This window comes from Pseudarthrobacter sp. NPDC055928 (assembly GCF_042270935.1).
In the GTDB taxonomy this organism is placed as follows: domain Bacteria; phylum Actinomycetota; class Actinomycetes; order Actinomycetales; family Micrococcaceae; genus Arthrobacter.
Genome location: NZ_JBHJZH010000011.1, coordinates 73,121 through 98,588, shown reverse-complemented (window position 1 = coordinate 98,588; position 25,468 = coordinate 73,121). Strand labels below are relative to the sequence as shown.

25 protein-coding genes are annotated in these 25,468 nt (G+C 65.5%); 16 read left to right on the top strand and 9 right to left on the bottom strand.

What is annotated here, in order from left to right; genetic code table 11:
• The first annotated feature begins 37 nt into the window (after positions 1-37).
• From pyrH to ACFC25_RS14565, 4 genes are all read left to right on the top strand, one after another.
• Positions 38-775, top strand: coding sequence for a UMP kinase (gene pyrH / locus ACFC25_RS14580; protein WP_337347562.1), 738 nt, complete (start codon positions 38-40; stop codon positions 773-775).
• Positions 776-902: 127 nt separating this feature from the next.
• Positions 903-1,460, top strand: coding sequence for a ribosome recycling factor (gene frr, locus ACFC25_RS14575; protein WP_337347563.1), 558 nt, complete (start codon positions 903-905; stop codon positions 1,458-1,460).
• Positions 1,460-2,383, top strand: coding sequence for a phosphatidate cytidylyltransferase (locus ACFC25_RS14570; RefSeq protein WP_337347564.1), 924 nt, complete (start codon positions 1,460-1,462; stop codon positions 2,381-2,383). Before frr ends, ACFC25_RS14570 begins: the two co-directional genes overlap by 1 nt.
• 94 nt (positions 2,384-2,477) lie before the next feature.
• Complete coding sequence (locus ACFC25_RS14565) at positions 2,478-3,062, top strand: DivIVA domain-containing protein (protein ID WP_337347565.1); 585 nt, start codon at positions 2,478-2,480, stop codon at positions 3,060-3,062.
• A gap of 25 nt (positions 3,063-3,087) precedes the next feature.
• On the opposite strand, the gene ACFC25_RS14560 is transcribed toward ACFC25_RS14565, so the two are convergent.
• Genes ACFC25_RS14560 through ACFC25_RS14540 form a run of 5 tightly spaced genes read right to left on the bottom strand, consistent with a single transcriptional unit; the run spans position 3,088 to position 7,607 of the window.
• Positions 3,088-3,777, bottom strand: a complete 690-nt coding sequence (locus ACFC25_RS14560) for a hypothetical protein (protein WP_337352587.1) — start codon at positions 3,775-3,777, stop codon at positions 3,088-3,090.
• Between the two features lie 49 nt (positions 3,778-3,826).
• A complete protein-coding gene (locus ACFC25_RS14555) occupies positions 3,827-5,293 on the bottom strand; it encodes a cation acetate symporter (protein ID WP_376046299.1) in 1,467 nt (488 codons plus the stop codon).
• A gap of 7 nt (positions 5,294-5,300) precedes the next feature.
• Positions 5,301-5,651 carry a DUF485 domain-containing protein gene (locus ACFC25_RS14550; RefSeq protein ID WP_337347568.1) on the bottom strand — a complete coding sequence of 117 codons (351 nt, stop codon included), beginning with the start codon at positions 5,649-5,651 and terminating at the stop codon, positions 5,301-5,303.
• Complete coding sequence (locus ACFC25_RS14545; protein WP_337347569.1) at positions 5,648-6,370, bottom strand: LytTR family DNA-binding domain-containing protein; 723 nt, start codon at positions 6,368-6,370, stop codon at positions 5,648-5,650. The genes ACFC25_RS14550 and ACFC25_RS14545 overlap by 4 nt, the downstream gene beginning before the upstream one ends.
• Before the next feature lie 46 nt (positions 6,371-6,416).
• Positions 6,417-7,607 (bottom strand): sensor histidine kinase, encoded by a 1,191-nt coding sequence (locus tag ACFC25_RS14540; RefSeq protein ID WP_376046294.1) that lies wholly within the window; start codon positions 7,605-7,607, stop codon positions 6,417-6,419.
• A 178-nt stretch (positions 7,608-7,785) separates the two neighbouring features.
• Here ACFC25_RS14540 and ACFC25_RS14535 point away from each other — a divergent pair, with 178 nt between their 5' ends.
• Positions 7,786-8,166, top strand: coding sequence for a DUF485 domain-containing protein (locus ACFC25_RS14535; RefSeq protein ID WP_337347571.1), 381 nt, complete (start codon positions 7,786-7,788; stop codon positions 8,164-8,166).
• The gene (locus ACFC25_RS14530; RefSeq protein ID WP_337347572.1) at positions 8,163-9,779 is read left to right on the top strand and encodes a cation acetate symporter; all 1,617 of its coding nucleotides are present in this window, start codon (positions 8,163-8,165) and stop codon (positions 9,777-9,779) included. The genes ACFC25_RS14535 and ACFC25_RS14530 overlap by 4 nt, the downstream gene beginning before the upstream one ends.
• A gap of 77 nt (positions 9,780-9,856) precedes the next feature.
• Here ACFC25_RS14530 and ACFC25_RS14525 read toward each other — a convergent pair whose 3' ends face one another.
• Together ACFC25_RS14525 and ACFC25_RS14520 are read right to left on the bottom strand one after the other, a co-directional pair.
• Positions 9,857-10,501 (bottom strand): hypothetical protein, encoded by a 645-nt coding sequence (locus ACFC25_RS14525; protein ID WP_376046290.1) that lies wholly within the window; start codon positions 10,499-10,501, stop codon positions 9,857-9,859.
• Between the two features lie 158 nt (positions 10,502-10,659).
• A complete protein-coding gene (locus tag ACFC25_RS14520) occupies positions 10,660-11,133 on the bottom strand; it encodes an Lrp/AsnC family transcriptional regulator (protein WP_337347574.1) in 474 nt (157 codons plus the stop codon).
• A 196-nt stretch (positions 11,134-11,329) separates the two neighbouring features.
• Here ACFC25_RS14520 and pdhA point away from each other — a divergent pair, with 196 nt between their 5' ends.
• From pdhA to ACFC25_RS14505, 3 genes are read left to right on the top strand one after another with little or no spacing between them, the layout of a single operon-like run.
• Positions 11,330-12,505: a pyruvate dehydrogenase (acetyl-transferring) E1 component subunit alpha gene (pdhA, locus tag ACFC25_RS14515; RefSeq protein WP_376046287.1), complete on the top strand. Its 1,176-nt coding sequence runs from the start codon at positions 11,330-11,332 to the stop codon at positions 12,503-12,505.
• Positions 12,505-13,515: an alpha-ketoacid dehydrogenase subunit beta gene (locus tag ACFC25_RS14510; RefSeq protein ID WP_376046284.1), complete on the top strand. Its 1,011-nt coding sequence runs from the start codon at positions 12,505-12,507 to the stop codon at positions 13,513-13,515. The genes pdhA and ACFC25_RS14510 overlap by 1 nt, the downstream gene beginning before the upstream one ends.
• Positions 13,516-13,523: 8 nt before the next feature.
• A complete protein-coding gene (locus ACFC25_RS14505) occupies positions 13,524-14,939 on the top strand; it encodes a dihydrolipoamide acetyltransferase family protein (RefSeq protein WP_376046281.1) in 1,416 nt (471 codons plus the stop codon).
• A gap of 66 nt (positions 14,940-15,005) precedes the next feature.
• Here the strand turns inward: ACFC25_RS14505 and ACFC25_RS14500 are convergent, their stop codons facing one another.
• Positions 15,006-15,632, bottom strand: a complete 627-nt coding sequence (locus ACFC25_RS14500; RefSeq protein WP_376046279.1) for a TetR/AcrR family transcriptional regulator — start codon at positions 15,630-15,632, stop codon at positions 15,006-15,008.
• 302 nt (positions 15,633-15,934) lie between these two features.
• On the opposite strand from ACFC25_RS14500, the gene ACFC25_RS14495 reads away from it, so the two are divergent.
• From ACFC25_RS14495 to ACFC25_RS14465, 7 genes are read left to right on the top strand one after another with little or no spacing between them, the layout of a single operon-like run.
• Complete coding sequence (locus tag ACFC25_RS14495; protein WP_376046276.1) at positions 15,935-17,542, top strand: carboxyl transferase domain-containing protein; 1,608 nt, start codon at positions 15,935-15,937, stop codon at positions 17,540-17,542.
• A 7-nt stretch (positions 17,543-17,549) separates the two neighbouring features.
• A complete protein-coding gene (locus tag ACFC25_RS14490) occupies positions 17,550-19,805 on the top strand; it encodes a biotin carboxylase N-terminal domain-containing protein (RefSeq protein WP_376046273.1) in 2,256 nt (751 codons plus the stop codon).
• Between the two features lie 2 nt (positions 19,806-19,807).
• The gene (locus ACFC25_RS14485) at positions 19,808-20,971 is read left to right on the top strand and encodes an acyl-CoA dehydrogenase family protein (protein WP_376046270.1); all 1,164 of its coding nucleotides are present in this window, start codon (positions 19,808-19,810) and stop codon (positions 20,969-20,971) included.
• Between the two features lie 23 nt (positions 20,972-20,994).
• Positions 20,995-21,777 (top strand): CoA transferase subunit A, encoded by a 783-nt coding sequence (locus ACFC25_RS14480; protein ID WP_337352251.1) that lies wholly within the window; start codon positions 20,995-20,997, stop codon positions 21,775-21,777.
• 2 nt (positions 21,778-21,779) lie between these two features.
• Positions 21,780-22,547, top strand: coding sequence for a CoA transferase subunit B (locus ACFC25_RS14475; RefSeq protein ID WP_337347583.1), 768 nt, complete (start codon positions 21,780-21,782; stop codon positions 22,545-22,547).
• On the top strand, positions 22,544-23,101 hold the full coding sequence (locus ACFC25_RS14470; protein ID WP_337347584.1) for a MaoC family dehydratase: 558 nt from the start codon (positions 22,544-22,546) through the stop codon (positions 23,099-23,101). The genes ACFC25_RS14475 and ACFC25_RS14470 overlap by 4 nt, the downstream gene beginning before the upstream one ends.
• Positions 23,098-23,937, top strand: coding sequence for a CoA ester lyase (locus tag ACFC25_RS14465; protein ID WP_337352249.1), 840 nt, complete (start codon positions 23,098-23,100; stop codon positions 23,935-23,937). Before ACFC25_RS14470 ends, ACFC25_RS14465 begins: the two co-directional genes overlap by 4 nt.
• A gap of 19 nt (positions 23,938-23,956) precedes the next feature.
• On the opposite strand, the gene ACFC25_RS14460 is transcribed toward ACFC25_RS14465, so the two are convergent.
• A complete protein-coding gene (locus ACFC25_RS14460) occupies positions 23,957-25,432 on the bottom strand; it encodes a lipase maturation factor family protein (protein ID WP_376046266.1) in 1,476 nt (491 codons plus the stop codon).
• Positions 25,433-25,468: the final 36 nt, after the last annotated feature.

Genomic DNA, 25,468 nt, shown 5'->3' with positions numbered 1-25,468 from the left:
TAACCTTTTTTCAGAGTTCACGAACGGGAAGGCACCCATGGAAGCCGTCAAAACGTCCAACGAGTCGGAGAAGAGCAGGCGCCGCGTCCTCCTGAAGCTCTCAGGTGAGGTCTTCGGCGGCGGAAAGCTGGGCGTTGATCCCGAAACCGTCCGCGACGTCGCCAAGCAGATCGCAGCGGCGGTCCCTGACGTGGAAGTAGCCATCGTCGTCGGCGGCGGTAACTTCTTCCGCGGCGCGGAACTGTCCCAAAGCGGCATGGACCGATCGCGGGCCGACTACATGGGCATGCTCGGCACGGTCATGAACTGCCTGGCCCTGCAGGACTTCCTGGAGCAGGCCGGCGTTGAGACGCGCGTCCAAAGCGCCATCACCATGGGCCAGGTGGCTGAGGCCTATATTCCCCGCCGCGCCATCCGGCACATGGAAAAGGGCCGCGTGGTCATTTTCGGTGCGGGCGCAGGCCTCCCTTACTTCTCCACCGATACGGTGGCGGCCCAGCGGGCACTCGAAGTCCATGCGGATGTGGTGCTGATGGCCAAGAGCGGGGTGGATGCCGTCTACACCGCCGACCCCAAGAAGGACCCCGCGGCCGAGCGCCTGGAGACCTTGAGCTACGACGACGCCCTGCGCCGCGACATCAGGGTCATGGACCAGACGGCCATGACCATGTGCAAGGACAATAACCTCTCCATGGTGGTCTTTGGTATGGAAGGCGAAGGCAACGTCACGCGCGCCATCCTCGGCGAAAAGCTGGGCACCCTGGTGACCGCCTAGCAACGGCTAGGATGTTTTCAGGACAGATCCATCCCCGCTGGCGGGACCCACGATGGAACCAGCAGCACTGAACCAAGCTTGTGCAGGAAACCGGCACCCGGACTGCACTGATTTCTGAGGAGAGACCGTGATCGAAGAAACCTTGCTCGAAGCCGAAGAGAAAATGGACAAGGCCGTTGAGGTAGCCAAGGAAGACTTCGCCTCGATCCGCACCGGCAGGGCAAACCCCGGCCTCTACAACAAGGTCCTGGTGGACTACTACGGCTCACCCACGCCGCTGCAACAGCTCGCCTCCTTCGCGATCCCGGACGCGCGCACCATCCTCATCACCCCGTTCGACAAAACCGCACTCCGGGACATCGAACGCGCACTGAGCGACTCCGAGGTGGGCGCCAACCCGTCCAACGACGGCAACGTCATCCGCATCACCATCCCGGACCTGACACAGGAGCGCCGCAAGGAATACGTCAAGATCGTCAAAACCAAGGGCGAGGACGCCAAGGTTTCCATTCGCAACATCCGCCGCAAGGCCAAGGAAACCCTGGACAAGCTGGTCAAGGACGGCGAGGCCGGCGAAGACGAAGGCACCCGCGCCGAGAAGGAACTCGACGCCCTGACCAAGGCCCACGTTGACGGCATCGACGAGCTGCTCAAGCGCAAGGAAGCAGAGCTGCTCGAAGTCTGATGGGCCAGGCAGAGCAGGCTCCCGCACAACGGGCGCACATGAAAGGCAGGCTTGCCCGGGCCAACCCCACCCCCAAAGCCGGGCGGAACCTCCCGGCAGCCACGGCTGTGGGGCTGGCCATGCTGATTGCCGTCCTGGGCGGGCTGCTCTTTCTTCCCTTGGGGTTCGTGGCGGTAACCACTACGTTCGCGATCTTCGGAGTGTGGGAGATCTTCCGCGCCCTCGAGGCCAACGGCACCAGGATGCCCATTGTTCCGGTCATGACGGGGACGGTGGCCATGCCTTTTGTCGCCTACTTCGGTGGACTCGAGAGCCTGCTCTTTGCCATGCTCCTGAGCTGTATCGCCGTGCTGCTGTGGCGTTCGATCGAAAGTGCTGCCGGCTCGGCCAACAGCATCTTCGCCGGCGTCTTCACCCTCGGCTGGGTGCCGTTTTTCATCAGCTTTGCCGCGTTGCCGCTGCACGCTGCTGGCGGTGTGACGCCCCTGGGGCTGTGGCCCGGTGGCACGGTTCCCCAAGGCGCCTGGCAGGTGGCCGTCATGCTGCTTCTGGTGGTCTCCAACGACACGTTCGGCTACTTGGTGGGGGCATCACTGGGCAAACATCCCATGGCCCCGAAAATCAGCCCCAAGAAGTCGTGGGAGGGTTTTGCCGGCTCCATTGCGGGCGCCATGCTGATCGGTGTGCTGGCCAGCATCTTCCTGCTGGACAAACCGTGGTGGGTGGGCCTTGTCCTGGCGGTGGGCGTGGTGGCTGCCTCGACGGCAGGGGACCTCGCCGAATCCATGGTCAAACGCGAGCTGGGCATCAAGGACATGAGCAGCATCCTTCCTGGCCACGGCGGTGTTATGGATCGCCTTGATTCCATAGTCTTTGCATGTCCCCTGGCTTTCGTCCTGTACGTCCTGGTGGCAGGCGCCTGACCGGGAATCCCCAATTCGAAAAACCATGCCGGCCCGGAGGCGCCCTTAGACTGGTACCCAACCGATCCGGCTGAACAGCATTGAAGGAAACATAGTGGCATTGGACTTTCACCGGCACATCCCCGCGTCCTTTGAACGCGTGCCGCGCAGCGAATACGGGTACAACGCCAAGCAGGTGGACCAGTTCCTCCAGCGGGCGCGCGTGTCACTGGAAACGCCGAAGGCCGCCACCCACGTCGTCAAAAGCGGAGACGTCCGCGCCGTGTCCTTCGACCCCGTCAAGGGCGGTTACTCTGCCGCCGTGGTGGATGCCGCATTGGACAGGCTCGAAGATGCGTTTGCCCGTCGTGAACGGGATGAACTGATTGCCGCCAGCGGCGAAGAAGCCTGGCTGCGCGAGATCGGGAACCTGTCCGGAATCCTCCGCGGCCGCCTGCACAGGCCCGACGGCGAGCGGTTCCGCCGGCCGTCCAAAAACAAGGCCCGCAGCTACAGCACGGTGGATGTGGATCGGCTCTGCCGTGAGCTGATCGGTTACCTGGAAGAGGACAAGCCGCTCAGCGTGGACAACGTCCGCCGCGCAGTCTTCCGTCCCGCCGTCGGCAAGGACGGCTACGAAGAAAGCCAGGTGGACGCCTTCCTGGACCGGGTGGTTGAACTGATGGCCGCCATCGACTGAATCCGTCCGGGCTGACTGCCTGGCTTCAGTCGCCGCCCGGTGGAGTGGGGGACAGCGGCGTGAACGCCGGCCACACGTCGCGGTACTGCCGGTAGCCGTACACCATTGAAGCCCCGGCAAAGACGAGTCCGCTGGCCGACCCCAGCAGGACCGCCGTCGGTGTTGGCCAGCCCAGAAGGGTGACGGACGTGCCCAGCAGGATGGCCGTCAGGGCGGCGTTGGCCATGATGATAAAGACCATGCTGCTCCCGGCAACGTGGCTCCACGTACTCCGGCCGCTGAGGAAGTAATAGGTCCGGTCCATGCCCGGTTGGTCGTCGTGTGTGCCCGCCAGCATATATTTCGCAATGCCGGGATCCAGGTCCACGTAGGCCGCCCTCAGCCGGTTCATGGCCAGGACATACATCAGGTCCTCCATGGCAACGTTCAGGACACGGACCTGCGTGAGGAGGCCGATCAGCAGATCGGTGGACAGGACGATCATGGCCAGCATGACAAACGTGTCCGAGAACCTGGTTGCCTGGCCCACGAGCGCAAGGCTGACCAGGCTCGCGGAGGTGAACATCAGGAACATGCTGATCCGGGTCAGCACTTCACCCTGGGTGGTGCTCCGGGAAGCCAGCAGGCTCCAGTGTTCGGTGGCGAGCAGCTGCGCCCGGACCGACGGCGGGACACCTTCGGACTCGGCGGGTGTTCGTTCGTCCTGCGTGGACATGCCGTAATTGTCCACCCTGGGCAGTTCCCGCGCGAGGGGCAGCCGGTTTTCAGCGTTCGGTGACCAATGGCCTTTCCGGGGTGTGCAGCCGGGTCATGAGCCGTGACATGGTCCGTGGCACGCGCCCTTTGGTGGCGCGCGAGACGAGCACCATCACGGCGAACGCGGCCGGAACCGTCCAGGCCGCCGGCTGGGCCAGCCAGAAAGGGGTGCCCGCGGCGCCCAGGACGGAACCGGACACCATGGCGCCGCCGCAGAGAAGGCCGCCGGTCACCATCCCGGCAATGGCGCCGGTGTCGGTAAGGCCCCGCCACCAGATGCCCAGGAGGAGGACAGGACAGACCGTGGACGCGGTGAAGGCGAACACCAGGCCCACGCTGCCTGCCAGGGCCAGGGAGTCGGTGGCTAAGGCAAAGCCCAAGGGGACCAGCGACGAGATGACGGCGGCAAGCCTGAAACCGCGGACACTGCCGCCCAGGACGTCCTGGCTGATCACACCGGCGAGCGAGACCACCAGTCCTGATGTAGTGGAGAGGAAAGCCGCAAACGCTCCGGCCACCACCAGGGCCGAGAGCAGGTCTCCCGCTGTTCCGCCGATCAGCTGCCCCGGCAGGAGCAGTACCACCGCATCTGCCTGTCCTGAGCGCGCGAGCTCGGGCCTGAACATCCGTCCCAGCAGCCCGTACGCGGTGGGAAACAGGTAAAACACCGAAAGCAGCCCGAGCACGATCAGCGTGGTCCGGCGCGCTGAGTGCCCATCAGGGTTGGTGTAGAAGCGGACCAGGACGTGGGGCAGGCCCAGGGTGCCGAACAGCAGTGCCACCAGCAATGAAATGTTCTGGTACGGGCCGGCGGGAGCAAGCCCGGTGGGGTTCACGACGGCGGGAGCAACGGCGGTGCTTCCGTTGCCCAGGAGGGTGAACACGATGAAGAGGACAGGGACGGCAAGTGCAGTGAGCTTTAGCCAGTATTGGAAGGCCTGGACAAAGGTAATGGACCGCATCCCGCCGGCCACCACAGTCAGGCACACCACGATCACCACGCACACGGATCCCACCCAGCCCGGAAGCCCGGTGGTGATCCTGATGGTCAGTGCCGCACCATGGAGTTGCGGCACGATGTACAGCCACCCCACCACAACCACCACAACGCTGGTCACGCGCCGGACTGCCCGTGAATCCAGCCGGGCTTCCGTGAAGTCCGGGATGGTGTACGCGCCCGAGCGGCGCAGCGGGGCGGCCACGAAGAGCAACAGCATCAGGTACCCGGCCGTGTAGCCCACCGGAAACCACAGGGCGTCCGTCCCCGAGAGGAGGATCAGGCCGGCCACGCCCAGGAAGCTCGCCGCGGACAGGTACTCGCCCCCGATCGCCGAGGCGTTCCACCACGGACGGACCGTCCGGGAGGCAACATAGAAATCGCCCGTCGTGCGGGAGATCCGGAGGCCATAGAACCCGATGACCGCAGTGGCCACGGAAACTACCACAAGGGCCACCAGTCCGACGGCGGGACTCACGGGAGGATCACTTGTCCTCGGCCAGGTCGCGGTACCGGGACTCGTTCCGGGCCGCGCTGCGGATGTACAGCCACGCGCTGAGCCCGGTCACCGGGTAGATGCCGGCGCCCAACAGCAGCCAGTCGAAAGGGATGCCGGCCACCCGGATCTCGGCCAGGCCCGGTGCGGCCGCCAGCAGCAACGGAAACGAGCACAGGACCAGCAGGAATCCGCCGGCCACTACCAGCGCCAGCCGGAGCTGGGTGCGGATCAGTGACCTGACAAAAAGCTGCCCCACCTCCGATTCCTCGGCGGCCTCCCGCGACTGCATCGCCGGCCTGGCTGCGGAGTGCGGGGCCGTGACCCGGACCCGCGTCATGATTGCGGCCGTATGCGGGTGGCTTCCAGCTTCTCCCGGACAGTGGGCAGGTGCCGGCGGCTGATGGGGAGGTTGGCCCCGGCGACTGTGACGCTTGGTCCGTCCGCGGCCAGCTTCATCGAGGCCACGTGCTTCAGGGCCACCAGGTAGGACCGGTGCGTACGGATAAATCCCGCAGCCGCCCATTGCTGCTCCAAGTCGGCCAGGGGAACCCTGATCAGGTAGCTCGCATCAACTGTGTGAAGCCGTGCGTAGTCTCCCTGGGCCTGGACGTACGTGACGTCGTCGCGCCTGATCATCCGGGTGGTGCCGCCCTGGTCCACGGTGATCATCTCCGGAGCCGGGCCGCCGCCCTCGCGCAGCAGTTCGCTGATCCGTCCCACTGACCGGGACAGCCGTTCGGCGCGGACCGGCTTCAGCAGGTAGTCCACGGCGGCCAGCTCGAATGCCTCCAGGGCGCAGTCCTCGTCCGCAGTGACAAAGACCACCGCCGGCGGATGGCTGCTGCGCGCGATGGCCCTGGCAATGTCCAGCCCGGACACTGCCGGCATGTGGATGTCCAGGAAGACAGCGTCCACGGATTGAGTGGTGAGGGCCCTCAGCGCTTCTGAGCCGGAGGTGGCGCGGTGGATGGTGCCGATCCGGTCGTCACGGCCCAGGAGGTAGGCCAGTTCTTCCACTGCGGGCAGCTCGTCATCGGCGACGAGGACATTAATCATGGTCCTACATTATCCGCCGGGGGCGGCTGGAATCAGATTGGGTGGCTCAGGCGTCGTGGTCGGGCTGGGACTTGGGCACGCGCATGGTGATCAGGGTCCCCTCCCCGGGCGCCGTCTCGATCACGAGGCCGTGGTCATCGCCATAGACCTGCCGGAGGCGGGCATCGACGTTGCGCAGCCCCACGTGTTCGCCGTCGGTGTGGCCGGCAAGCATCGACTGGAGCTGGGCAGGGTCCATGCCCACGCCGTCGTCCTCGATGGTGACCTCCGCGAAAGCGCCGGAATCATTGGCGGTGATGCTGATGTGCCCCGGCCCTTCCTTGGCCTCAAGCCCGTGCCGCACCGCGTTCTCCACGAGGGGCTGCAAGCTCAGGAACGGGATCACGGTGCCCAGCACTTCCGGGGCTATTCGGAGGCTGACCTGAACCCGTTCGCCGAAGCGGGCACGTTCAAGGAGCAGGTACCTGTCGATGCAGCGGAGTTCCTCGGCGAGGGTTGTGAAATCGCCGTGGCGGCGAAAGGAGTACCGGGTGAAGTCCGCGAACTCCACCACCAGTTCGCGGGCCCGCGCCGGGTCGGTATTGATGAACGACGCGATCGCGTTGAGCGAGTTGTAGATAAAGTGCGGGCTGATCTGCGCCCGCAGTGCACGAACCTCCGCTTCCATCAGCAGCGTCCGGGAAGCATCCAGCTCGGCCAGTTCCACCTGGACCGCCACCCAGTCCGCCACTTCACTGGTGGCGCGGACCAGCCCGGCCCCTGCAAGGGGGGCAAAGGCGGCCACCACCCCCACCACCCGTGATCCGGCACGCACCGGCGCGATGACGGCGGCGAGGTTGCCAGCGGCAGGATCCGCAGCCAGGTCACGCGCCTGGAGCACAGTAGTCCGGCCGCCGATCAGGACGTCTGCGGCCAGGTCCATCAAGCGGGGTTTCAGTTCCTCGGCGACACCGTCCCAGGCGAGCACGCCGGCAGTATCGGTGATCGCCAGCGCACTGCAGCCCAGGAGGGTCCGCAACTGCCGGCACGCCTTCGCGGCGCCCGCCGGATTGAGCCCGGTGCGCAGGTGCTGCCCGGCACGGGACGCGGCGTGGAGGGTGTTGTAGGTGGCACGCTCGGCGTCGGTGCCGAGTTCACGGAAGGACCGCAGCACTTTAGCTCCCACGCCGACGACGACGGCGATCGCCAAAACAATCACCGCAACTGCTGCGGCGGTCAGGAGAGGGGAGTCCGGCATGGTGCCCAGCGTAGCGGCGGGTGCCGTTTGTCGCAGCATCGCGACCGTTGAGCGAGCGTTCCGCCGCTGCCCCTGTTGTGCCGTGCCGCCACGGCGCAGAGTGATTGCAGTCACATCAGCGGAATGGTGCTGGGGCGCCCGCCGGTGTGAACCAGGCAAGACTCAAGGAGGAGGAACGATGGGTAACGATGCCCACACTCCGGACGCAGCGGCGTCCGTGGACTTCGAACAGGTCCAGTCGACGGAGCGGTTCCAGGAACTGCGCAAACGTCACCGCAGCTTTGTATTCCCGATGGCCGTCGCTTTTCTGCTGTGGTACTTCGCGTATGTCCTGCTGGCTGACTACGCCGTCGAGTTTATGTCCACCAAGGTGTGGGGCAACATCAACGTCGGCCTGATCCTAGGCCTGTTGCAGTTTGTCTCCACGTTCGCCATCACCGGCTGGTATGTCAGCTACTCCAACCGGAGGCTGGATCCCATCGCTGCGGAGATCCGCCACGAAATCGAAGGCCATGAGTTTGATAAAGACGGCAACGTCGTGAGCGGAGTAGCCAAATGATCGGGATTGCCACGGCGGTCGACGTCGCCGACCTCAAGGAAACCACGCTGCTCAACATGGGCATCTTCGGCCTGTTTGTGGCCGTGACCATGGTGATCGTGCTGCGGGCCAGCCGGAACAACAAGACCGCGGCCGACTACTACGCTGCGGGCCGGTCGTTCACCGGGTCCCAGAACGGAACGGCCATCGCCGGCGATTACCTGTCGGCCGCCTCGTTCCTGGGGATCACCGGCGCAATTGCCATCAACGGCTACGACGGCTTTATGTACTCGATCGGCTTCCTCGTGGCCTGGCTGGTTGCCCTGCTGCTGGTGGCGGAGCTGCTCCGGAATACCGGGAAGTTCACCATGGCGGACGTCCTTTCCTTCAGGCTCAAGCAGCGTCCGGTCCGGATCGCGGCTGCCATTTCCACCCTGGCCGTCTGCTTCTTCTACCTGCTGGCGCAGATGGCAGGCGCCGGCAGCCTGATCTCCCTGCTGCTCGGTATCAGCGACTGGGGCGGACAGGCCCTGGTGATCATCGTCGTCGGCGCCTTGATGATCATGTATGTACTGATCGGCGGGATGAAGGGCACCACCTGGGTCCAGATCATCAAGGCCATCCTGCTGATCGCCGGCGCGGCCGTGATGACCTTCTGGGTCCTGGCCATCTACGGCTTCAACCTCTCCAGCCTGCTCGGCGCGGCCGTGGAGACCTCCAACAACCCGGCGGTACTGAACCCGGGCCTGCAGTACGGCAAGACCGAGACCTCGAAGCTGGACTTCATGTCATTGGGCCTGGCCCTGGTCCTGGGCACCGCAGCCCTGCCGCACGTCCTGATGCGCTTCTACACCGTGCCCACGGCCAAGGAAGCCCGCAAGTCCGTGGTTTGGTCCATCTGGCTGATCGGCCTGTTCTATCTGTTCACCCTCGTGCTGGGTTACGGCGCAGCAGCCCTCGTGGGTGCCGAAACCATTAAAACCGCACCGGGTGGCGTGAACTCAGCTGCACCCCTGCTGGCCTTCCACCTGGGCGGACCATTGCTGCTGGGCTTCATCTCGGCGGTGGCGTTCGCCACCATCCTGGCGGTAGTGGCAGGCCTGACCATCACAGCCGCGGCGTCCTTCGCCCACGACATCTACGCGAGCGTCATCTCCAAGGGCAAGGCCGACGCCGACACCGAGGTCAAGGTTGCGCGGCGGACCGTAGTGGTCATCGGTGTTATGGCCATCCTGGGTGGCATCTTCGCCAACGGCCAGAATGTGGCCTTCCTGGTGGCGCTCGCCTTCGCCGTCGCGGCGTCGGCGAACCTCCCGACGATCGTCTACTCGCTGTTCTGGCGCAGGTTCACCACACAGGGCGCAGTGTGGAGCATGTACGGCGGCCTGGGCTCGGCCATCATCCTGATCATCTTCTCCCCGGTGGTTTCCGGGGCCAAGACGTCCATGATTCCCGGCGCCAACTTTGCCTTCTTCCCGCTGAGCAATCCGGGCATTGTGTCCATTCCACTGGCCTTCCTGCTGGGCTGGCTGGGCACGGTCCTGGACAAGAAGCGTGAAGACAGCGCCAAGCAGGCCGAAATGGAAGTCCGCTCGCTCACCGGCGTCGGCGCCGAGAAGGCCGTGGACCACTGACGGCAGCCAACACACAACACCCTTAACGTGAAGAGCCCCGTGCCAGCAGCACGGGGCTCTTCGCGTGGGCAGTCCGGTTATGCCTTCGGCCGGAGCTTAATGTTGGTCATTTTCAGCTCGTCAGTGCCTTCGAAACGGTAGGCCAGGTCAACCTGCCGTCCGTCGCAGGTGATCACGCCTGCGATGTCGGCGGCGTTGTTGCCGTTTTCCGAACTGACCTTCAGATCGTTGTAGGCCGGCTCGCAGGTCTCGTCCATTTCCAGGCTTTCGACGCCGGCGATGAAGTCTTCCTTCGACAGCTGTTCCTGGAGTGCGGGGTCAAGGTAGTCGTCGTAGGCCTGGGAGGAGTCACCGGCAATGACCAGCTTGGTGAAGCCGTCCGCGAGTCCACGGGCCTGGTTGGTGGCACCGCCGAGGACATTGAACAGGACGATGATGCCGACGATGGCCAGTAGCACCACGCCACCGACGATGCCAAGGATGATCCACAGCTTCTTCCGGTCCTTGGCAGGCGGCTGGCCCGGAAGGCCGAAGGGCGTGGGATCCGGGTACTGCCCGGGCGCGCCAAACTGCCCCGGGTACTGCCCGGGCTGCTGCCCGGGCGCACCAAACTGCCCGGCGTACTGCCCGGGCTGCTGCGCAGGTGGCTGCCGCGGCGGGGCAGCCGGCCGCGCGCCGGCGTCGGCATGACCCGGCTGGTACGGTTCCTGAGGATTGCTCAAGATGGAGCCTTTCCGGCAGTGTGCAGCCTGCACTGGGACTGCCTCGTTGCGGGAGCCGGTGACCGGCACCCCATTCGATTCAACTTCGACCAGCCTATAGCCCGGCCTGTCCCGCCCCGGCATCCGCAGGACCGAAAGACGAAGCGAACGCTCGGATCCTAGGCCTCCGCCGGGCCGCGTTCGAGCAGCGGCTGGATGCGGAAGGGAATCAGCTCACCCATAGCCAACGCGGTATCCGTGCGCTCCACTCCGTCGCAGGCCAGGATCTTGCCGTTGATCCTGAACAGGTCCTCGGCGTCCAGGGCCACCACGCGCAGCAGGAGGTCAGCGGATCCGGTGAGGCCGTAGCCCTCCAGGATCTCCGGGATGCTGGCCAGGTCATGGGCCAACTGCCCCAGCTTTTGCTGCTGCACGTGGACGGAGATGAAGGCCATCAGCGGATAGCCCAAAGATGCCGGATTGATCCGCCGTTCAAAGGACAGGAAGACGTGCTTCTTCTCCAGTTGGGCCATCCGGGCCTGAACCGTGTTGCGCGACAGGCCCAGCTTCTGGGCAAGGGCCACCACCGTCCGGCGGGGGTCCTTGGCCATGGCCGAAAGCAGCCGGGTGTCGGTGCCATCCAAAGCTTGCATAATGCGCAACGCTAGCACGGTCCGGTGCTCCCAGACAGGGCATTATGCTCAGTTATTTGCGCGGTGGTTGTACCCATTGAGCATTGTGAGTAGGGTCACAATTATCCGGGGCAACGGCGCCCGGGAGGCCGGACGGCGGCAGGACCACGAGTCCCTAAGCCCCGGTCAAACGACGTGAGAAGGTTGCGGGGCGATCGTGTCTACAGACGAAACGGGCCATGGCGGAACAACCCCGGAAGGCCCGGGCAACAGTGCAGGAATCCCTGGATCCGGGCGGTACCTGATCCAGCTGATCAATCCCGCGGGGGAGCGGATCAGTCATCCGGAATTCGATCCATGGGTGCAGGACATCACCGATGAGCGGTTGTGTTCCCTCTACGAGGACATGGCCGTGGTGCGGCGGATCGACGTCGAAGCCACAGCTCTCCAGCGCCAGGGCGAACTGGCCCTGTGGCCGCCGCTGCTGGGGCAGGAAGCCTCGCAGGTCGGCGCGGGCAGGGCACTGCGGGACGACGATTTTGTGTTCTCCAGTTACCGCGAAAACGGTGTCGCCTATTGCCGTGGCGTGGACCTGACGGGCATCATCCGGGTATGGCGGGGAAATGCGTCAGCGGGCTGGGATCCGTACACGATCAACATGGCCACACCGCAAATCATCATCGGCGCACAGACGCTTCACGCCACCGGGTACGCCATGGGCATCCAGAACGACGGCGCCGACTCCGTAGCGGTGACATTCTTCGGCGACGGTGCCACGAGTGAAGGCGACGTCAACGAAGCCATGGTGTTCGCCGCCAGCTTCCAGGCGCCCGTGGTCTTCTTCTGCCAGAACAACCACTGGGCCATCTCGGAACCGGTCAGGCTGCAGTCCCACATCCACCTGGCGGACAGGGCCACCGGTTTTGGCATCCCCAGCCTCCGGGTTGACGGCAATGACGTCCTCGCCGTGATGGCAGCCACCCGGGTCGCCCTGGACAGGGCGCGGAATGGTGGCGGACCCACCTTCATCGAAGCCGTCACATACCGCATGGGCCCGCACACGACAGCGGATGACCCCACACGGTATCGGGACCCCAACGAACTGGAGGACTGGGCCGCGAAGGATCCCCTCGACAGGGTCAAGTCGCTTTTGGACCGCAAGGGACTCCTGACCAGTGACCTGCAGCAGCATGTCAAGGACAAGGCCGACGCCGTGGCACGCGAGATGCGTGCCGGCTGCACCAACATGCCCGACCCCGAGCCCCTGGACATCTTCAAGCACGTCTACAGCTCGCCCAACTCCTGGCTTGACCGTCAGCAGGACCACTACTCCCGCTACCTGGCTTCCTTCGGTGATCCCGCCGGAGCCACTTCCCAAGAAGGTGCACGCTGATGACCCAGATGACCTTTGCCCGCGCCATCAACGCAGGCTTGCGCAAATCCCTCGAGAACGACCCCAAAGTCATCCTCATGGGGGAGGACATCGGAACCCTCGGCGGCGTCTTCCGGGTGACGGACGGCCTGCAGAAGGACTTCGGCAAACACCGGGTCGTGGACACGCCGCTCGCCGAATCCGGCATCATGGGCACCGCCGTCGGCCTGGCCTACCGCGGTTACCGGCCAGTGGTGGAGATACAGTTCGACGGCTTCATCTACCCCGCGTTCGACCAGATCGTGAGCCAGGTGGCCAAGCTGCACTACCGCACGCAGGGTGCCGTCAAGATGCCCATCACCGTCCGTGTGCCTTTCGGCGGCGGCATCGGCTCACCCGAGCACCATTCGGAATCACCCGAGGCCTATTTCACCCACACCTCCGGGCTCCGCGTGGTGACGGTGTCCAACCCGCAGGATGCCCACACCGTCATCCAGCAGGCAATTGCCAGCGATGACCCCGTCCTGTATTTCGAACCCAAGCGCCGCTACCACGACAAAGGCGAAGTGGACGAGGCCGTCGACCTCTCCACAGCCCTGCCCATGGACCGCGCCCGTGTAGTCACAGAGGGGACCGACGTAACGCTCGTGGCCTACGGGCCGCTGGCTAAGACGGCACGCGATGCCGCCACTGCGGCGTCAGATGAAGGCGTGTCCATCGAAGTCATCGACCTGCGCTCGCTGGCGCCGGTGGACTACGCGACGGTGGAGGCGTCCGTCCGCAAGACCGGGCGGCTGGTGATCACCCATGAGGCGGGCCAGTCCTGCGGACTGGGCGCAGAGGTCGCGGCGAGCATCACCGAGCGGTGCTTCTACCACCTAGAGGCCGCCCCGGTCCGGATCACTGGCTTCGATATTCCGTACCCGTATTCCAAGCTGGAGATGCACCATTTGCCTGGCCTGGACAGGATCCTCGACGGCGTTGACCGGGCCCTGGGCCGGCCGAACTCCCTGAGCGGGCTGGAAGGATGAGCGCCACCATGATCAAGGAATTCAGGCTCCCGGACCTCGGCGAAGGACTGACCGAGTCCGAAATCCTCAGTTGGAAGGTCGGGGTGGGGGACACCGTAGCCCTCAACCAGGTCATTGCCGAGGTGGAAACCGCCAAGGCCGTGGTGGAACTGCCTTCACCTTTCGCCGGCGTCATCAAGGAGCTTCACGAGCAGCCAGGCACGATTGTCGAGGTGGGCAAGCCGATCGTCTCCTTCGAAGTACCGGACGACGGCGGCGCGGCGCCATCGGTGGACACATCCACCGGCGGTGCCCCGGAGGCAATTGATGCCGGCAGCGCGGCGGCCGCGGGCAAAAGGGAACCGAACCTCGTGGGGTACGGCGCCGTCGTCGAAAGTTCCGGCCGCCCAGCCCGCCGTCAACGCAACCTGGCGTTGGTCGAGAATCCCGCGGAGCCGCCGGCTGAGCCGGCGGCCGCGGCCGCAGGGTTCCCTGGCCGGCCCCGCGAGGCCAGGGAGCGGGTGGTGACTTCCGAACGCCCCCGCTCCACGCCGCCCGTGCGGAAACTCGCCAAGGACCTTGGCGTCGACCTGGCGGAGGTTGCCGGCACGGGCCCCGGGGGGCTGATTAGCCGTGACGACGTCCGCAACTTCGTGGGAGGCGGGGACCTCCCGGCGGCCGCCCAGCATCTGCAGGCAGTGCCTGATGACCGGCATGGCGAGCCCTCCGGGGCCAGCCAGCCCGAACGCGAGACACGTACGCCGATCAAGGGGGTCCGGAAGTTCACGGCCGCCGCGATGGTGGCCAGCGCTTTTACCGCCCCGCACGTGACCGAATTCCTGACGGTTGATGTCACCCCCACCATGGACCTGCTCGCAAGGCTGAAGGCCAACCGGGCTTTTGCCGGGTACAAACTCACGCCGCTGACGATCGTGGCCAAGGCTGTCCTCATTGCGCTGCGGCGGAACCCGTCGCTGAACTCCCGCTGGGACGAAGCCAGCCAGGAGATTGTCCAGTTCAATTACGTCAACCTTGGCATCGCGGCAGCTACACCGCGCGGCCTCACGGTGCCGAACATCAAGGATGCGGACACGTTGTCCCTCACCGGGCTGTCCGAAGCGCTGACGGCTCTGACTGAGTCGGCCCGGGCCGGAAAGACCACGCCGGCCGAGTTGAGCGGCGGCACTATCTCCATCACCAATATCGGGGTCTTCGGTATTGACGCCGGCACACCGATCCTTAATCCCGGCGAGGCTGCGATCCTGGCCGTGGGGGCTGTCCGGAACATGCCGTGGGAGTACCAAGGGGAGGTGGCCCTGCGCCAGGTCATGACGTTGAGCCTGTCCTTCGACCATCGCGTGGTGGACGGGGAACAGGGCTCCCGGTTCCTTGCCGACGTCGGCGCGATCCTGGCCGAACCCGGCATGGTGCTGGCTATGGTCTAAAGCAGGAGCCGTGCGACTCCCCGCACAAGCGGCCCTGACCCGTAAACCGTTGCTGGCCCGCACGGGTCAAGCGGGCTGGGGCCGCTCTTGGGGTGCTGTCTGGGAAGTGTCCACGGTCAGGGCAGCCAAGGCCATGCCCTCCAGCAGGGGGCGGGCGGACTTCACGGCGATCTTCCGGCCATGGCTGCGTACCGAGTGCGGGGTGGAGTTGATCAGGCCAAAAGTTGCGTGGGCCCGCATCCGCAGTTCGGCGGCATCGGTGTCAGGATGCAGCCGGGTGAGGACGTCCACCCAAAGCTCAACGTAGTTCCGCTGCAGCGTACGCACCTCGGACTGGTCTTTCTCCGTGAGGTTGCTGAAGTCGCGGTCCTGCACGCGGATCACGTCAGGCTTGCCCAGGGCGAAATCAACCTGGAACGCCACGAGCCGGCGCAGCGCCGCGAATGGATCAGTGGTTTCAGCCACCACCCTGAGTCCGCCGTCCAGGAGTTCCCGGCTGACGGTGAGCAACAAATCGCCCAGGACGGCCTGTTTACCGCGGAAATGGCGGTAGACGGCCGGGCCGCTCACTCCTGCGGCGGCGCCCAGGTCCTCCAGGGACACCCGGTTGAACCCGTTCTTGGCGAACAGCGAGGCAGCAGCGGTCAGCAAGGCCTGGCGTCTCAACTCTTTAGCCTGGCTGCGCTGGGTCACGGGAGCTGCCTGGCTTCCTGTAGCAGTCTGGGCTGCTGGAACTGGCCTAGCTGCAGGACTTCCGTTGATGGCAGAGCCGCTGGTTGCTGGAACGGATGGGGTTGACAGGGCCTGCTGGGTTGGCTGCACCGGCCGGGTAGTGGGCACATTTCCTCCTCGGACCAGCAAATTCTAGCAACGCCTCCATATGTTGGACATCACAGTTAATAAAGACTAACCTAATCTCAGTTACACAGCACTAACCGAGTTGGCCTTTGCGGTCTATGAAGCTGGCTCTTAACAGAACAGGAACGGACCAGTCGATGGAGACTCTCGCCACCCGGCTTGATACCGGAAGCGATGCCTTTGCCGCCAATAACTCGGCGCAGCTTGCGCTCGCCGCCGAACTCCGGTCCAGGCTCGCTGAGGCCGCCCTGGGTGGTCCGGAAAAATCCCGCGAACGCCATGTGGCCAGGGGGAAGCTCCTCCCGCGCGAACGCATCGACCAGCTGCTGGATGACGGCAGCCCGTTCCTGGAGATCGCTCCGCTCGCCGCCAACGGCATGTACAACGATGAGTCGCCCGGCGCCGGGGTCATCGCCGGCATCGGCCTGGTCCATGGCCGGCAGGTCCTGGTGATCTCCAACGACGCCACCGTCAAGGGCGGCACCTACTATCCCATGACGGTCAAGAAGCACCTCCGGGCCCAGGAAATCGCCCTCGAAAACCGGCTGCCCTGCATCTATCTGGTGGACTCGGGCGGGGCCTTCCTGCCGAAACAGGACGAGGTGTTCCCGGACAAGGAGCACTTCGGCAGGATTTTCTACAACCAGGCCCGGCTGTCCGCCGCCAAGATCCCGCAGATAGCGTCCGTCATGGGCTCATGCACCGCCGGCGGCGCCTACGTCCCAGCCATGAGCGACGAAACGGTGATCGTCAGGAACCAGGGAACCATCTTCCTGGGCGGCCCGCCCCTGGTGAAAGCGGCCATCGGCGAGATCGTCACCGCCGAGGAGCTCGGCGGTGGCGATGTCCACTCGAGGATTTCCGGCGTCACCGACCACCTGGCCGAGAACGACGAACACGCCCTGCAGATCATCCGCGACATCGTGGCCACCCTTTCCAGGCCGGCGGCCCCCGCATGGGACGTGGACACCGCCGTCGAACCCGTTGCGGACCCCGCAGGGCTCTATGGTGCTGTGCCAACTGACGTCAACGCCCAGTATGACGTCCACGAGGTGATAGCGCGGCTGGTTGACGGGAGCCGGTTCCATGAGTTCAAGAAGGAATACGGCGCTACCCTGGTCACCGGCTTCGCGAGGCTGCACGGACACCCGGTGGGAATCGTAGCCAACAACGGCGTGCTGTTCAGCGAGTCCTCGCTCAAGGGCGCACACTTCATCGAGCTGTGCGACCAGCGCGGAATTCCCCTGGTCTTCCTGCAGAACATTTCCGGCTTCATGGTGGGCAAGGACTCCGAGCAGGGCGGCATCGCCAAGAACGGCGCCAAGATGGTCACGGCGGTGGCCACGGCGCGCGTGCCCAAGCTGACCGTGGTGATCGGCGGGTCCTTCGGTGCAGGGAACTACTCCATGTGCGGCCGGGCGTACTCACCGCGCTTCCTCTGGATGTGGCCGGCTAGCCGGATTTCCGTCATGGGCGGAAACCAGGCCTCCAGCGTGCTTGCCACCGTGAAACGGGACCAGTACGAGGCCGCCGGGCAGGAATGGTCCGCCGAGGACGAGGAAGCGTTCAAGGCCCCCATCAAGGCACAGTACGAGGACCAGGGCAGCCCTTACTATTCCACCGCCCGCCTCTGGGATGACGGCGTGATCGACCCCGCGGACACCCGCACCGTCCTGGGACTGGCGCTCGACGTCGTCTCCCGTAGCCCGCTGCCGGAGACGTCCTTCGGCCTCTTTCGGATGTGAGCCAGCAATGACCGTCCCTTCCCCACCCACTGCTCCCTCTCAGAGCACCACGTCGGGCCCCCGGAGACCCCTCTTTGGTATCGTGCTCGTTGCCAACCGCGGTGAGATCGCCTGCCGGGTGATCCGTACCCTGCGTGCCTTGGGCATCCGTTCGGTGGCCGTCTACAGCGATGCCGACGCCGGCGCCCGGCATGTGCGCGAAGCGGACCGTGCCGTGCGGATCGGCCCGGCAGCCGCAGCGGAGAGCTACCTGAACATCGAAGCCATCATCCAGGCCTGCCGGGACACCGGCGCCGAGGCGGTCCACCCCGGGTACGGCTTCCTGAGCGAAAATGTGGACTTTGCCCGTGCCCTCGAGGCCGCAGGGATCACCTTTATCGGCCCGGGTGTCGAGTCCCTGAACGTCATGGGCGACAAGATCCGGTCCAAGAATCACGTCGCGGGCTATGGGGTTCCCGTGGTGCCGGGGATTGCCGAGCCTGGCATGACGGACGGCCAGCTCATCGAGGCGGCAGCCGCCGTCGGCTTCCCGCTGCTCATCAAACCTTCCGCCGGCGGCGGCGGGAAGGGCATGCACATCGTGGAGGGCCCGGAGGAGCTCGCGGCTACGCTGGCCACGGCCCGCCGTGTTGCCGCGAGCGCCTTTGGCGACGACACCCTTTTCCTGGAGCGGCTGGTCCGCACGCCCCGCCACATCGAGGTCCAGGTCCTGGCCGACCACTATGGCAACGTCATCCATCTGGGGGAGCGCGAGTGCTCCCTTCAGCGCCGCCACCAGAAAGTCATCGAAGAAGCACCGTCGCCACTGCTGGATTCGCTGGACGACGGCGGCGCCACCCGGGTGCGCATTGGTGAGGCCGCCTGCCAGGCAGCCCGCAGCGTCCACTACAGCGGCGCGGGCACCGTGGAATTCCTCGTTTCCGACGAAGCCCCGGACGAGTTCTTCTTTATGGAGATGAACACCCGCCTCCAGGTGGAGCACCCGGTCACCGAAATGGTCACCGGCGTGGACCTCGTCGAATGGCAGGTGCGGATCGCCGCCGGTGAGGAACTGACCGTCCGCCAGGCCGACGTCGAACTCACCGGCCATGCCGTCGAAGCCCGCGTCTACGCGGAAATCCCGGAGCGCAATTTCCTTCCCTCTACGGGAACGGTCCTGCTGCTCGACGAACTTCCAGGGCCAGCCCCGCGGCCAAGCGCCCCTCCCCGCGGCGAAGTGGCTGCAAGCCACGGCCGCGTCCGGGTCGATTCCTCCCTGCGCGAGGGGCTTGAACTCTCCTCGAATTACGACCCCATGATGTCCAAGGTCATTGCCTGGGGCCAGGACCGCAGGGCCGCCCTGGACACGCTCGATGAAGCGCTCGCCGGGTACACCGCCCTTGGGCTGGACACCAACGTGGAGTACCTTCGGCTGCTGATCAACGACGACGACGTCCGCGCCGGGCGCCTCGACACCGGCCTGATCGAGCGGAAGCTGCCGGGCTTTGCCTTCCGGCGCGTGGAGGATGCCGAATTGGTTGCCGCAGCGCTGTACGCCTCGGCCGACGCGGAACGAAACCACCCTGTCCCGGCCTCCGGTCCGTGGCAGGCCCGCGACGGCTGGCGCCTCGGCGAACCCGCGCCGCGCCGGATCAGCCTGGGAACACCCGACGGCGGCATCGCAACAGTGCAGGTGTCCGGCCGTACCAGCGACGGGCCTGTTCTTGTCAGCATCAACGGCGGACACCAACAGACGGCGTCGCTGGAATGGCGCTCGCCGAGGGCGGCTGTTCTGTCCCTCGACGGCGAAGACACACACTATTCCATCGCGCCGGTGTACACCGGTCCCGTCACGCCCACCTGGGACAATCCCACCCCCGCCGTGCCCACGGAACTCTTCCTGGGAAACGGCGGCTGGTCCTGCCGGCTGGAGGTACTCACGCGTGAGTCCAGGCTCGCCCGGGTGCTGGCCGCCGTCGAGCGGGAGGAAGGGACGGCAGACCCTGAGGTCCGTTCGCCCATGCCGGGCACGGTGGTTTCGGTGGCCGTCAGCAGCGGCGACGCCGTTGTGGCCGGCCAGGTTCTCCTCGCGGTGGAAGCCATGAAGATGGAACACCAACTGCTGGCGGAGGTGGCGGGCACAGTCCATCTCACCGTCACGCCCGGTCAGCCCGTCAGGGCCGGCCAGGTGCTGGCCACTATCCATGCCAACGCCCACACAGAAGGCCCGGCACAGCCGGGGCACAACATCGAAGACACACTCAACACAGGCGAGGGAGCCTAGCCATGCCGGATTTTGAACTCAGTGAGGAATACCAGGACCTCAGCGACACCGTACGGGACTTCGCGGACCACGCGGTGGCCCCCGTGTCGGCCAAGCACGACGAGGAGCACAGTTTCCCGTACGAAATCGTTAAGCAAATGGCCGACATGGGCCTGTTCGGGCTGCCCTTCCCAGAGGAGTACGGCGGGATGGGCGGCGACTATTTCGCCCTGGCGCTGGCCCTCGAACAGCTGGGCCGGGTGGACCAGTCCGTGGCCATCACCCTGGAGGCAGGGGTCTCCCTTGGCGCCATGCCGGTCTACCGGTTCGGCACCGACGCGCAGAAGGAGGAATGGCTGCCCGTCCTGGCCTCTGGTGAGGCGCTCGCCGGCTTCGGCCTCACGGAGCCGGAAGCCGGTTCGGATGCCGGCGGCACCAAGACCCACGCCCGGCGAGAGGGTGGCGAGTGGGTCATCAACGGCAATAAGGAGTTCATCACCAACTCCGGAACGGACATCACCCGCCTGGTCACGGTCACTGCCGTCACAGGCCAGAAGGAACGCAAGGACGGGAGCATCAAGAAGGAGATTTCCACCATCCTGGTCCCCACCAACACGCCCGGGTTCACGGCTGAAAAGGCGTACAACAAGGTGGGCTGGAACGCCTCCGACACGCATCCGCTGACTCTGAAGGACGTCCGGGTGCCGGAGGAAAACCTGCTGGGTGCAGAGGGTCGCGGTTACGCAAACTTCCTCTCCATCCTCGACGAAGGCCGGATCGCCATCGCCGCACTGGCCACGGGGGCGGCGCAGGGCTGCGTGGACCTGTCGGTGAAGTACGCCAAGGAGCGCAGCGCGTTTGGCCACTACATCGGCAAGCACCAGGCCATCGCGTTCAAGATCGCCCGCATGCAGGCCCGCGCGCATACTGCACGGCTGGCCTACTACGACGCCGCCGCCCGGATGCTCGCAGGCAAGCCATTCAAGACGCAGGCAGCCATCGCTAAGATGGTCGCAGGCGAGGCGGCCATGGACAACGCGCGGGATGCCACCCAGGTATTCGGCGGCTATGGCTTCATCAACGAATTCACTGTGGCACGCCACTACCGCGACTCCAAGATCCTTGAAGTGGGGGAGGGCACCACGGAGGTCCAGCTGATGCTGATCGCCCGCGAACTCGGACTGTAATAGCCGGCCGGAGAGGATCACTGATGATTAACAAGGTTGTTGCCAGCGCCGAGGAAGCCATAGCGGACATCCCCGACGGCGCCTCCCTCGCGGTGGGAGGGTTCGGCCTGTGCGGAATCCCCGTGGCCCTGATCGACGCCTTGCACCGGCATGGCACCACGGACCTGGAGACCGTCAGTAACAACTGCGGCGTGGACGATTGGGGGCTGGGCGTCCTGCTCCGCGACGGCCGGATCCGTCGGACCATCAGTTCCTACGTTGGAGAAAACAAGGAGTTCGCGCGCCAGTACCTCTCCGGTGAACTGGAAGTTGTGCTGACGCCGCAGGGGACCCTCGCGGAGAAACTCCGGGCCGGCGGCGCCGGTATCCCTGCCTTTTACACCAAGGCGGGGGTAGGCACGCAGGTGTCCGACGGCGGCCTGCCGCAAAAATACGACGCCGACGGTGGCATCCTCATCGCCTCCGCCGCGAAGGAGGTCCGTCCCTTCAACGGGGTCGATTACGTCCTCGAGGAGTCCCTGACTCCGGACTACGGCCTGGTCCACGCCTGGAAGGGCGACCGCCACGGCAACCTGGTCTTCCACGCAACGGCCATGAACTTCAACCCGCTCTGCGCCATGGCCGGCAGGATCACCATCGCTGAGGTGGAGGAGCTGGTGGAACCGGGGGAACTCGATCCGGAGCATGTCCACACCCCAGGTATCTTCGTCCAGCGGGTGGTGGTTGTTCCGGCCGGCGAGAAACGGATCGAAAAGCGGACCGTGGCCCTCAACCGGCCGGCGGCCACGGAACAGGCAGGAGTGTAGCCATGGAGTCCAACCGACCGCAGGGAGCGCCTCCCCGCCCCGAAGCCGTGCGCCCGGAATACCGGCGCGCCGCCGTCGGCCACCCGGACGCCGCGAACCCGGAGACCAAAGGGTGGACACGCAATGAACTGGCCGCCCGGGTGGCCCAGGAACTCAGCAATGGGCAGTACGTGAACTTGGGCATCGGCATGCCGACGCTCATCCCCAACTACATCCCGGCCGGTGTGGAAGTTGTGCTGCATTCTGAGAACGGGATCCTGGGCGTGGGACCGTATCCCACCGAGGATGCCGTGGACCCCGACCTCATCAACGCAGGGAAGGAGACCGTCACGGTCAACAAGGGTGCGGCGTTCTTCGATTCAGCCTCGTCCTTTGGGATGATCCGCGGTGGACACGTCGACGTGGCCGTGCTCGGCGCGATGGAAGTGGCCCAAAACGGCGACCTCGCCAACTGGATGATCCCGGGCAAGATGGTCAAGGGGATGGGTGGAGCCATGGACCTGGTCTTTGGCGCCAAGAAGGTGATTGTGATGATGGAGCACGTGGACCGCAACGGCCGCCCCAAAATCGTGGAGCAGTGCACTCTGCCCCTAACCGGTAAAGCCTGCGTTGACCGGATCATCACCGACCTCGCCGTGATCGACGTCGTCACCGAAGGGGGGTCCTCACGGCTGGTGCTGCGCGAGTTGGCCCCCAACGTGTCGGTCGAGGAAGTGGCTGCGGCCACCGGCGCCGAACTCTTCGAAGAGGACCAGGAACTTACCGTATGACGGCGGACAATCCCCCTGCCGTTGAACAGCCTGCCGTTGAACCGCGCGTCGTTGAACAGCGCGGCCTGTACTTCGACGAACTGGAGGAGGGCGTCCTGTATGCGCACAGGCCGGGCCGCACCGTAACGGAAACGGACAATGTCCTGTTCACTACCCTCACCATGAACACCCAGGCGCTGCACCTTGACGCAGCGTGGAGCGCCGGCCAGCCGTTCGGCCAGCGGCTGGTCAACTCCATGTTCACGCTGTCCACTGTGGTGGGGCAGTCGGTGTCGCAGCTGACCCAGGGCACCATCGTCGCCCAGCTGGGCCTGACCGATGTGTCCTTTCCCCACCCGCTGTATCACGGCGACACGCTGTATACCGAGACCGTGATCACCGGGAAGCGGCTCTCGGGCTCCCGGCCCGGACAGGGGATTGTGACCATGCAGCACACCGGCCGCAACCAGGACGGCACCGTGGTGGCGTTGGCCACGAGGAGTTGCCTGATGTGGACGCGGGAGGCTCATGCCGGGCAGCAAACCGGGGGCCAAAAGGGGACAATGGCTGTATGACCTTTGTGATGGGGCCAGCCCTCCTCTTTTGCCCTGCAGACCGGCCCGAGCGGTACCAGAAAGCCTCCGACCGTGCAGACGCCGTCATCCTCGACCTCGAGGATGCGGTGGCGCCCGCGGACAAGCAAAGGGCCCGCGGCGCGATCCTCGCCCAGCTGGGCGCCGGCGGCGAAGTACCCGAACTGGACCCGAGCCGGACCATCGTCCGGATCAATCCTGCCGGCACCGAAGAGTTCGAGAAGGACCTGCACTGCCTGGCGCACACGCCGTACAAGACGGTCATGTTGGCCAAAGCGGAGAGTGCCGAACAGCTCAGACAGCTTGAGGACTTCCATGTGATTGCCCTCTGCGAGACAGCGGCCGGCGTCCTGAATGCCCCCGCGATCGCCGCTGAGCCGAACGTGGTGGCGCTGATGTGGGGTGCCGAAGACCTGTTGGCATCCCTGGGCGGCACGTCCAGCAGGAAGGACGACGGCGGATACCGCGCCGTAGCCCTGCACGCCCGCTCAAGCGTTCTCCTGGCCGCCGGCGCCTTCGGAAAGGCCGCGGTAGACGCCGTGTACGTCAACATCCCGGACCTGGAGGGTCTTGCCGTGGAGGCCGCCGATGCCGTCGCATCCGGGTTCAGCTCCAAGGCCTGCATCCATCCCACCCAGGCGGCCGTTGTCCGTGGCGCCTATGCCCCGTCCGAGGCCGATGTTTCTGCCGCGACGGAGCTGCTGCAGGCGGCAGCCTCCGCTGGGTCAGGCGTCTTCCAATACAACGGCAGGATGATCGACGGCCCCATCCTCAAGCATGCCGAATCCACCATCCGCCGGGCGGGCATCCACAGCTAGCGATCCCTCGCCCGATCGCTCAGCTTGTCGGCCGACGTCCCGGAGTCCGGCGGAGGGATAGAGGCGGAATGGCCTCATACAGTGGCGTCCGGACCCACCGTTCGCCGGTGTCACGGAACTCAGCCCGGGTGGCGAACCGGTACAGGTAGCTGCGGGCGCGCACCCACCGCGGGCGGCCGCCGTCGAACGGGTCGTGGCGGAGCAGCCGCAGCACCTGGCGGTCGGCTTCGAGCAGCTTGGCGAGGAAGGCATAGAACCATTCCTCATGGACTGTCCGGAGCGGGAGGAACCACATCAGCCAGTCCAGCCGGAGGTGGTAGGGGGCCCACTGGCGCGGCAGCCGGCGCACGTCCCCGGGCTTTCCCTTGAAGCCGTACTCCCGCCAATCGGCGGATTCGTCCGGATCCTCATCCAGGGTGCCCTCGACAACGATCTCGATCCGCTGTTTGGTGACCGTGCCGAACGCGCCGTAGGTATTGACGAGCTGCCAGCGGTTGAAGCTAGCGTTCATCAGCTGCCGCTTGGAGAACAGGTTGCGCACCGGCCAATAGCTCAGCACCACAAGGAGCAGGGTCGCGGCGAGGGTGATGGCGAGCCACCACACCGGTGTCTCCCCGCCGCCTGCCGAGCCTTCGTGCCACTCCAGCGGCAGGAAGGGCAGAACGGCGTGGGCGACGGGGTCGCTCACGGCGGCGAAGGCCAGCACAATGGCGATCCAGTTCAGCCACGCGAAGTTGCCGCTGGCCACAAGCCACAACTGGGTGAAGATGATGATACCGGCGGCGGCACTGGCCACGGGCTGCGGCGCGAAGAGGAAGAACGGCACCACAAGCTGCGCGAAGTGGTTCCCCAGGACCTCCAGCCGATGGAACGGCCTGGGCAGCAAATGCGCCTGCCGGCTCAGGGGTCCGGGCATCGGCTGCGTTTCGTGGTGGTAGTAGAGCGCAGTCAGGTCGCGCCATTCCCGGCCGCCCCGGATCTTGATCATCCCTGCCCCGAATTCCAGGCGGAACACCAGCCAGGCCACCAGGATCAGGATGGTGCGCGGCGGGTCAGTCTGGTCCGATCCGAGGAAAGCCACGGTGAACCCGGCCTCCAGGAGCAGCATCTCCCAGCCGAAGCCATAGAACGTTTGGCCCACGTTGACGATGGACATGTACAGCAGCCACAGGGCCAGGAAGGCGATCAGGGGCAGCCACGGCGGCCCGAGCTGGGGAAGGCCTGCCACCAGGAGCGCCGCGATTGCCATCCCGGCGACGCACACTGCGCGCAGCAGCCGGTCCGAATACCGCCAGCGGAACAGGGTGGGCCGCCTCATAGCTCTGAATCCCTCAAGATAGTCGGACACCGGCAGCAGCCCGCGCGCACCCAGCAGTGCCGGGAACTGGTTGAAGGAGGAGAGGAATGCAATAAGGAAGAGTGCTGCGACGCCGCGTTGCAGCACCTGCCGGGCGAATTCGTACTCCGGCGCATCGAACCAGGAAACCCAGTCCACGGTGTCCACGTTACGCCCGCCCCCAGGTTCCGCGCA

Bases quoted from the DNA above. Each gene is read 5' to 3' on its own strand.
- ACFC25_RS14485 (WP_376046270.1), top strand. From the start codon at position 19,808: ATGCCGGATTTTGAACTCAGTGAGGAATACCAGGACCTCAGCGACACC.
- ACFC25_RS14530 (WP_337347572.1), top strand. From the start codon at position 8,163: ATGATCGGGATTGCCACGGCGGTCGACGTCGCCGACCTCAAGGAAACC.
- pyrH (WP_337347562.1), top strand. From the start codon at position 38: ATGGAAGCCGTCAAAACGTCCAACGAGTCGGAGAAGAGCAGGCGCCGC.
- ACFC25_RS14490 (WP_376046273.1), top strand. From the start codon at position 17,550: ATGACCGTCCCTTCCCCACCCACTGCTCCCTCTCAGAGCACCACGTCG.
- ACFC25_RS14510 (WP_376046284.1), top strand. From the start codon at position 12,505: ATGACCCAGATGACCTTTGCCCGCGCCATCAACGCAGGCTTGCGCAAA.
- ACFC25_RS14465 (WP_337352249.1), top strand. From the start codon at position 23,098: ATGACCTTTGTGATGGGGCCAGCCCTCCTCTTTTGCCCTGCAGACCGG.
- ACFC25_RS14560 (WP_337352587.1), bottom strand. From the start codon at position 3,777: ATGTCCACGCAGGACGAACGAACACCCGCCGAGTCCGAAGGTGTCCCG.
- ACFC25_RS14470 (WP_337347584.1), top strand. From the start codon at position 22,544: ATGACGGCGGACAATCCCCCTGCCGTTGAACAGCCTGCCGTTGAACCG.
- ACFC25_RS14535 (WP_337347571.1), top strand. From the start codon at position 7,786: ATGGGTAACGATGCCCACACTCCGGACGCAGCGGCGTCCGTGGACTTC.
- ACFC25_RS14570 (WP_337347564.1), top strand. From the start codon at position 1,460: ATGGGCCAGGCAGAGCAGGCTCCCGCACAACGGGCGCACATGAAAGGC.
- ACFC25_RS14475 (WP_337347583.1), top strand. From the start codon at position 21,780: ATGGAGTCCAACCGACCGCAGGGAGCGCCTCCCCGCCCCGAAGCCGTG.
- ACFC25_RS14540 (WP_376046294.1), bottom strand. From the start codon at position 7,607: ATGCCGGACTCCCCTCTCCTGACCGCCGCAGCAGTTGCGGTGATTGTT.
- ACFC25_RS14495 (WP_376046276.1), top strand. From the start codon at position 15,935: ATGGAGACTCTCGCCACCCGGCTTGATACCGGAAGCGATGCCTTTGCC.
- ACFC25_RS14545 (WP_337347569.1), bottom strand. From the start codon at position 6,370: ATGATTAATGTCCTCGTCGCCGATGACGAGCTGCCCGCAGTGGAAGAA.
- ACFC25_RS14480 (WP_337352251.1), top strand. From the start codon at position 20,995: ATGATTAACAAGGTTGTTGCCAGCGCCGAGGAAGCCATAGCGGACATC.
- ACFC25_RS14520 (WP_337347574.1), bottom strand. From the start codon at position 11,133: ATGCAAGCTTTGGATGGCACCGACACCCGGCTGCTTTCGGCCATGGCC.
- ACFC25_RS14505 (WP_376046281.1), top strand. From the start codon at position 13,524: ATGATCAAGGAATTCAGGCTCCCGGACCTCGGCGAAGGACTGACCGAG.
- ACFC25_RS14550 (WP_337347568.1), bottom strand. From the start codon at position 5,651: ATGACGCGGGTCCGGGTCACGGCCCCGCACTCCGCAGCCAGGCCGGCG.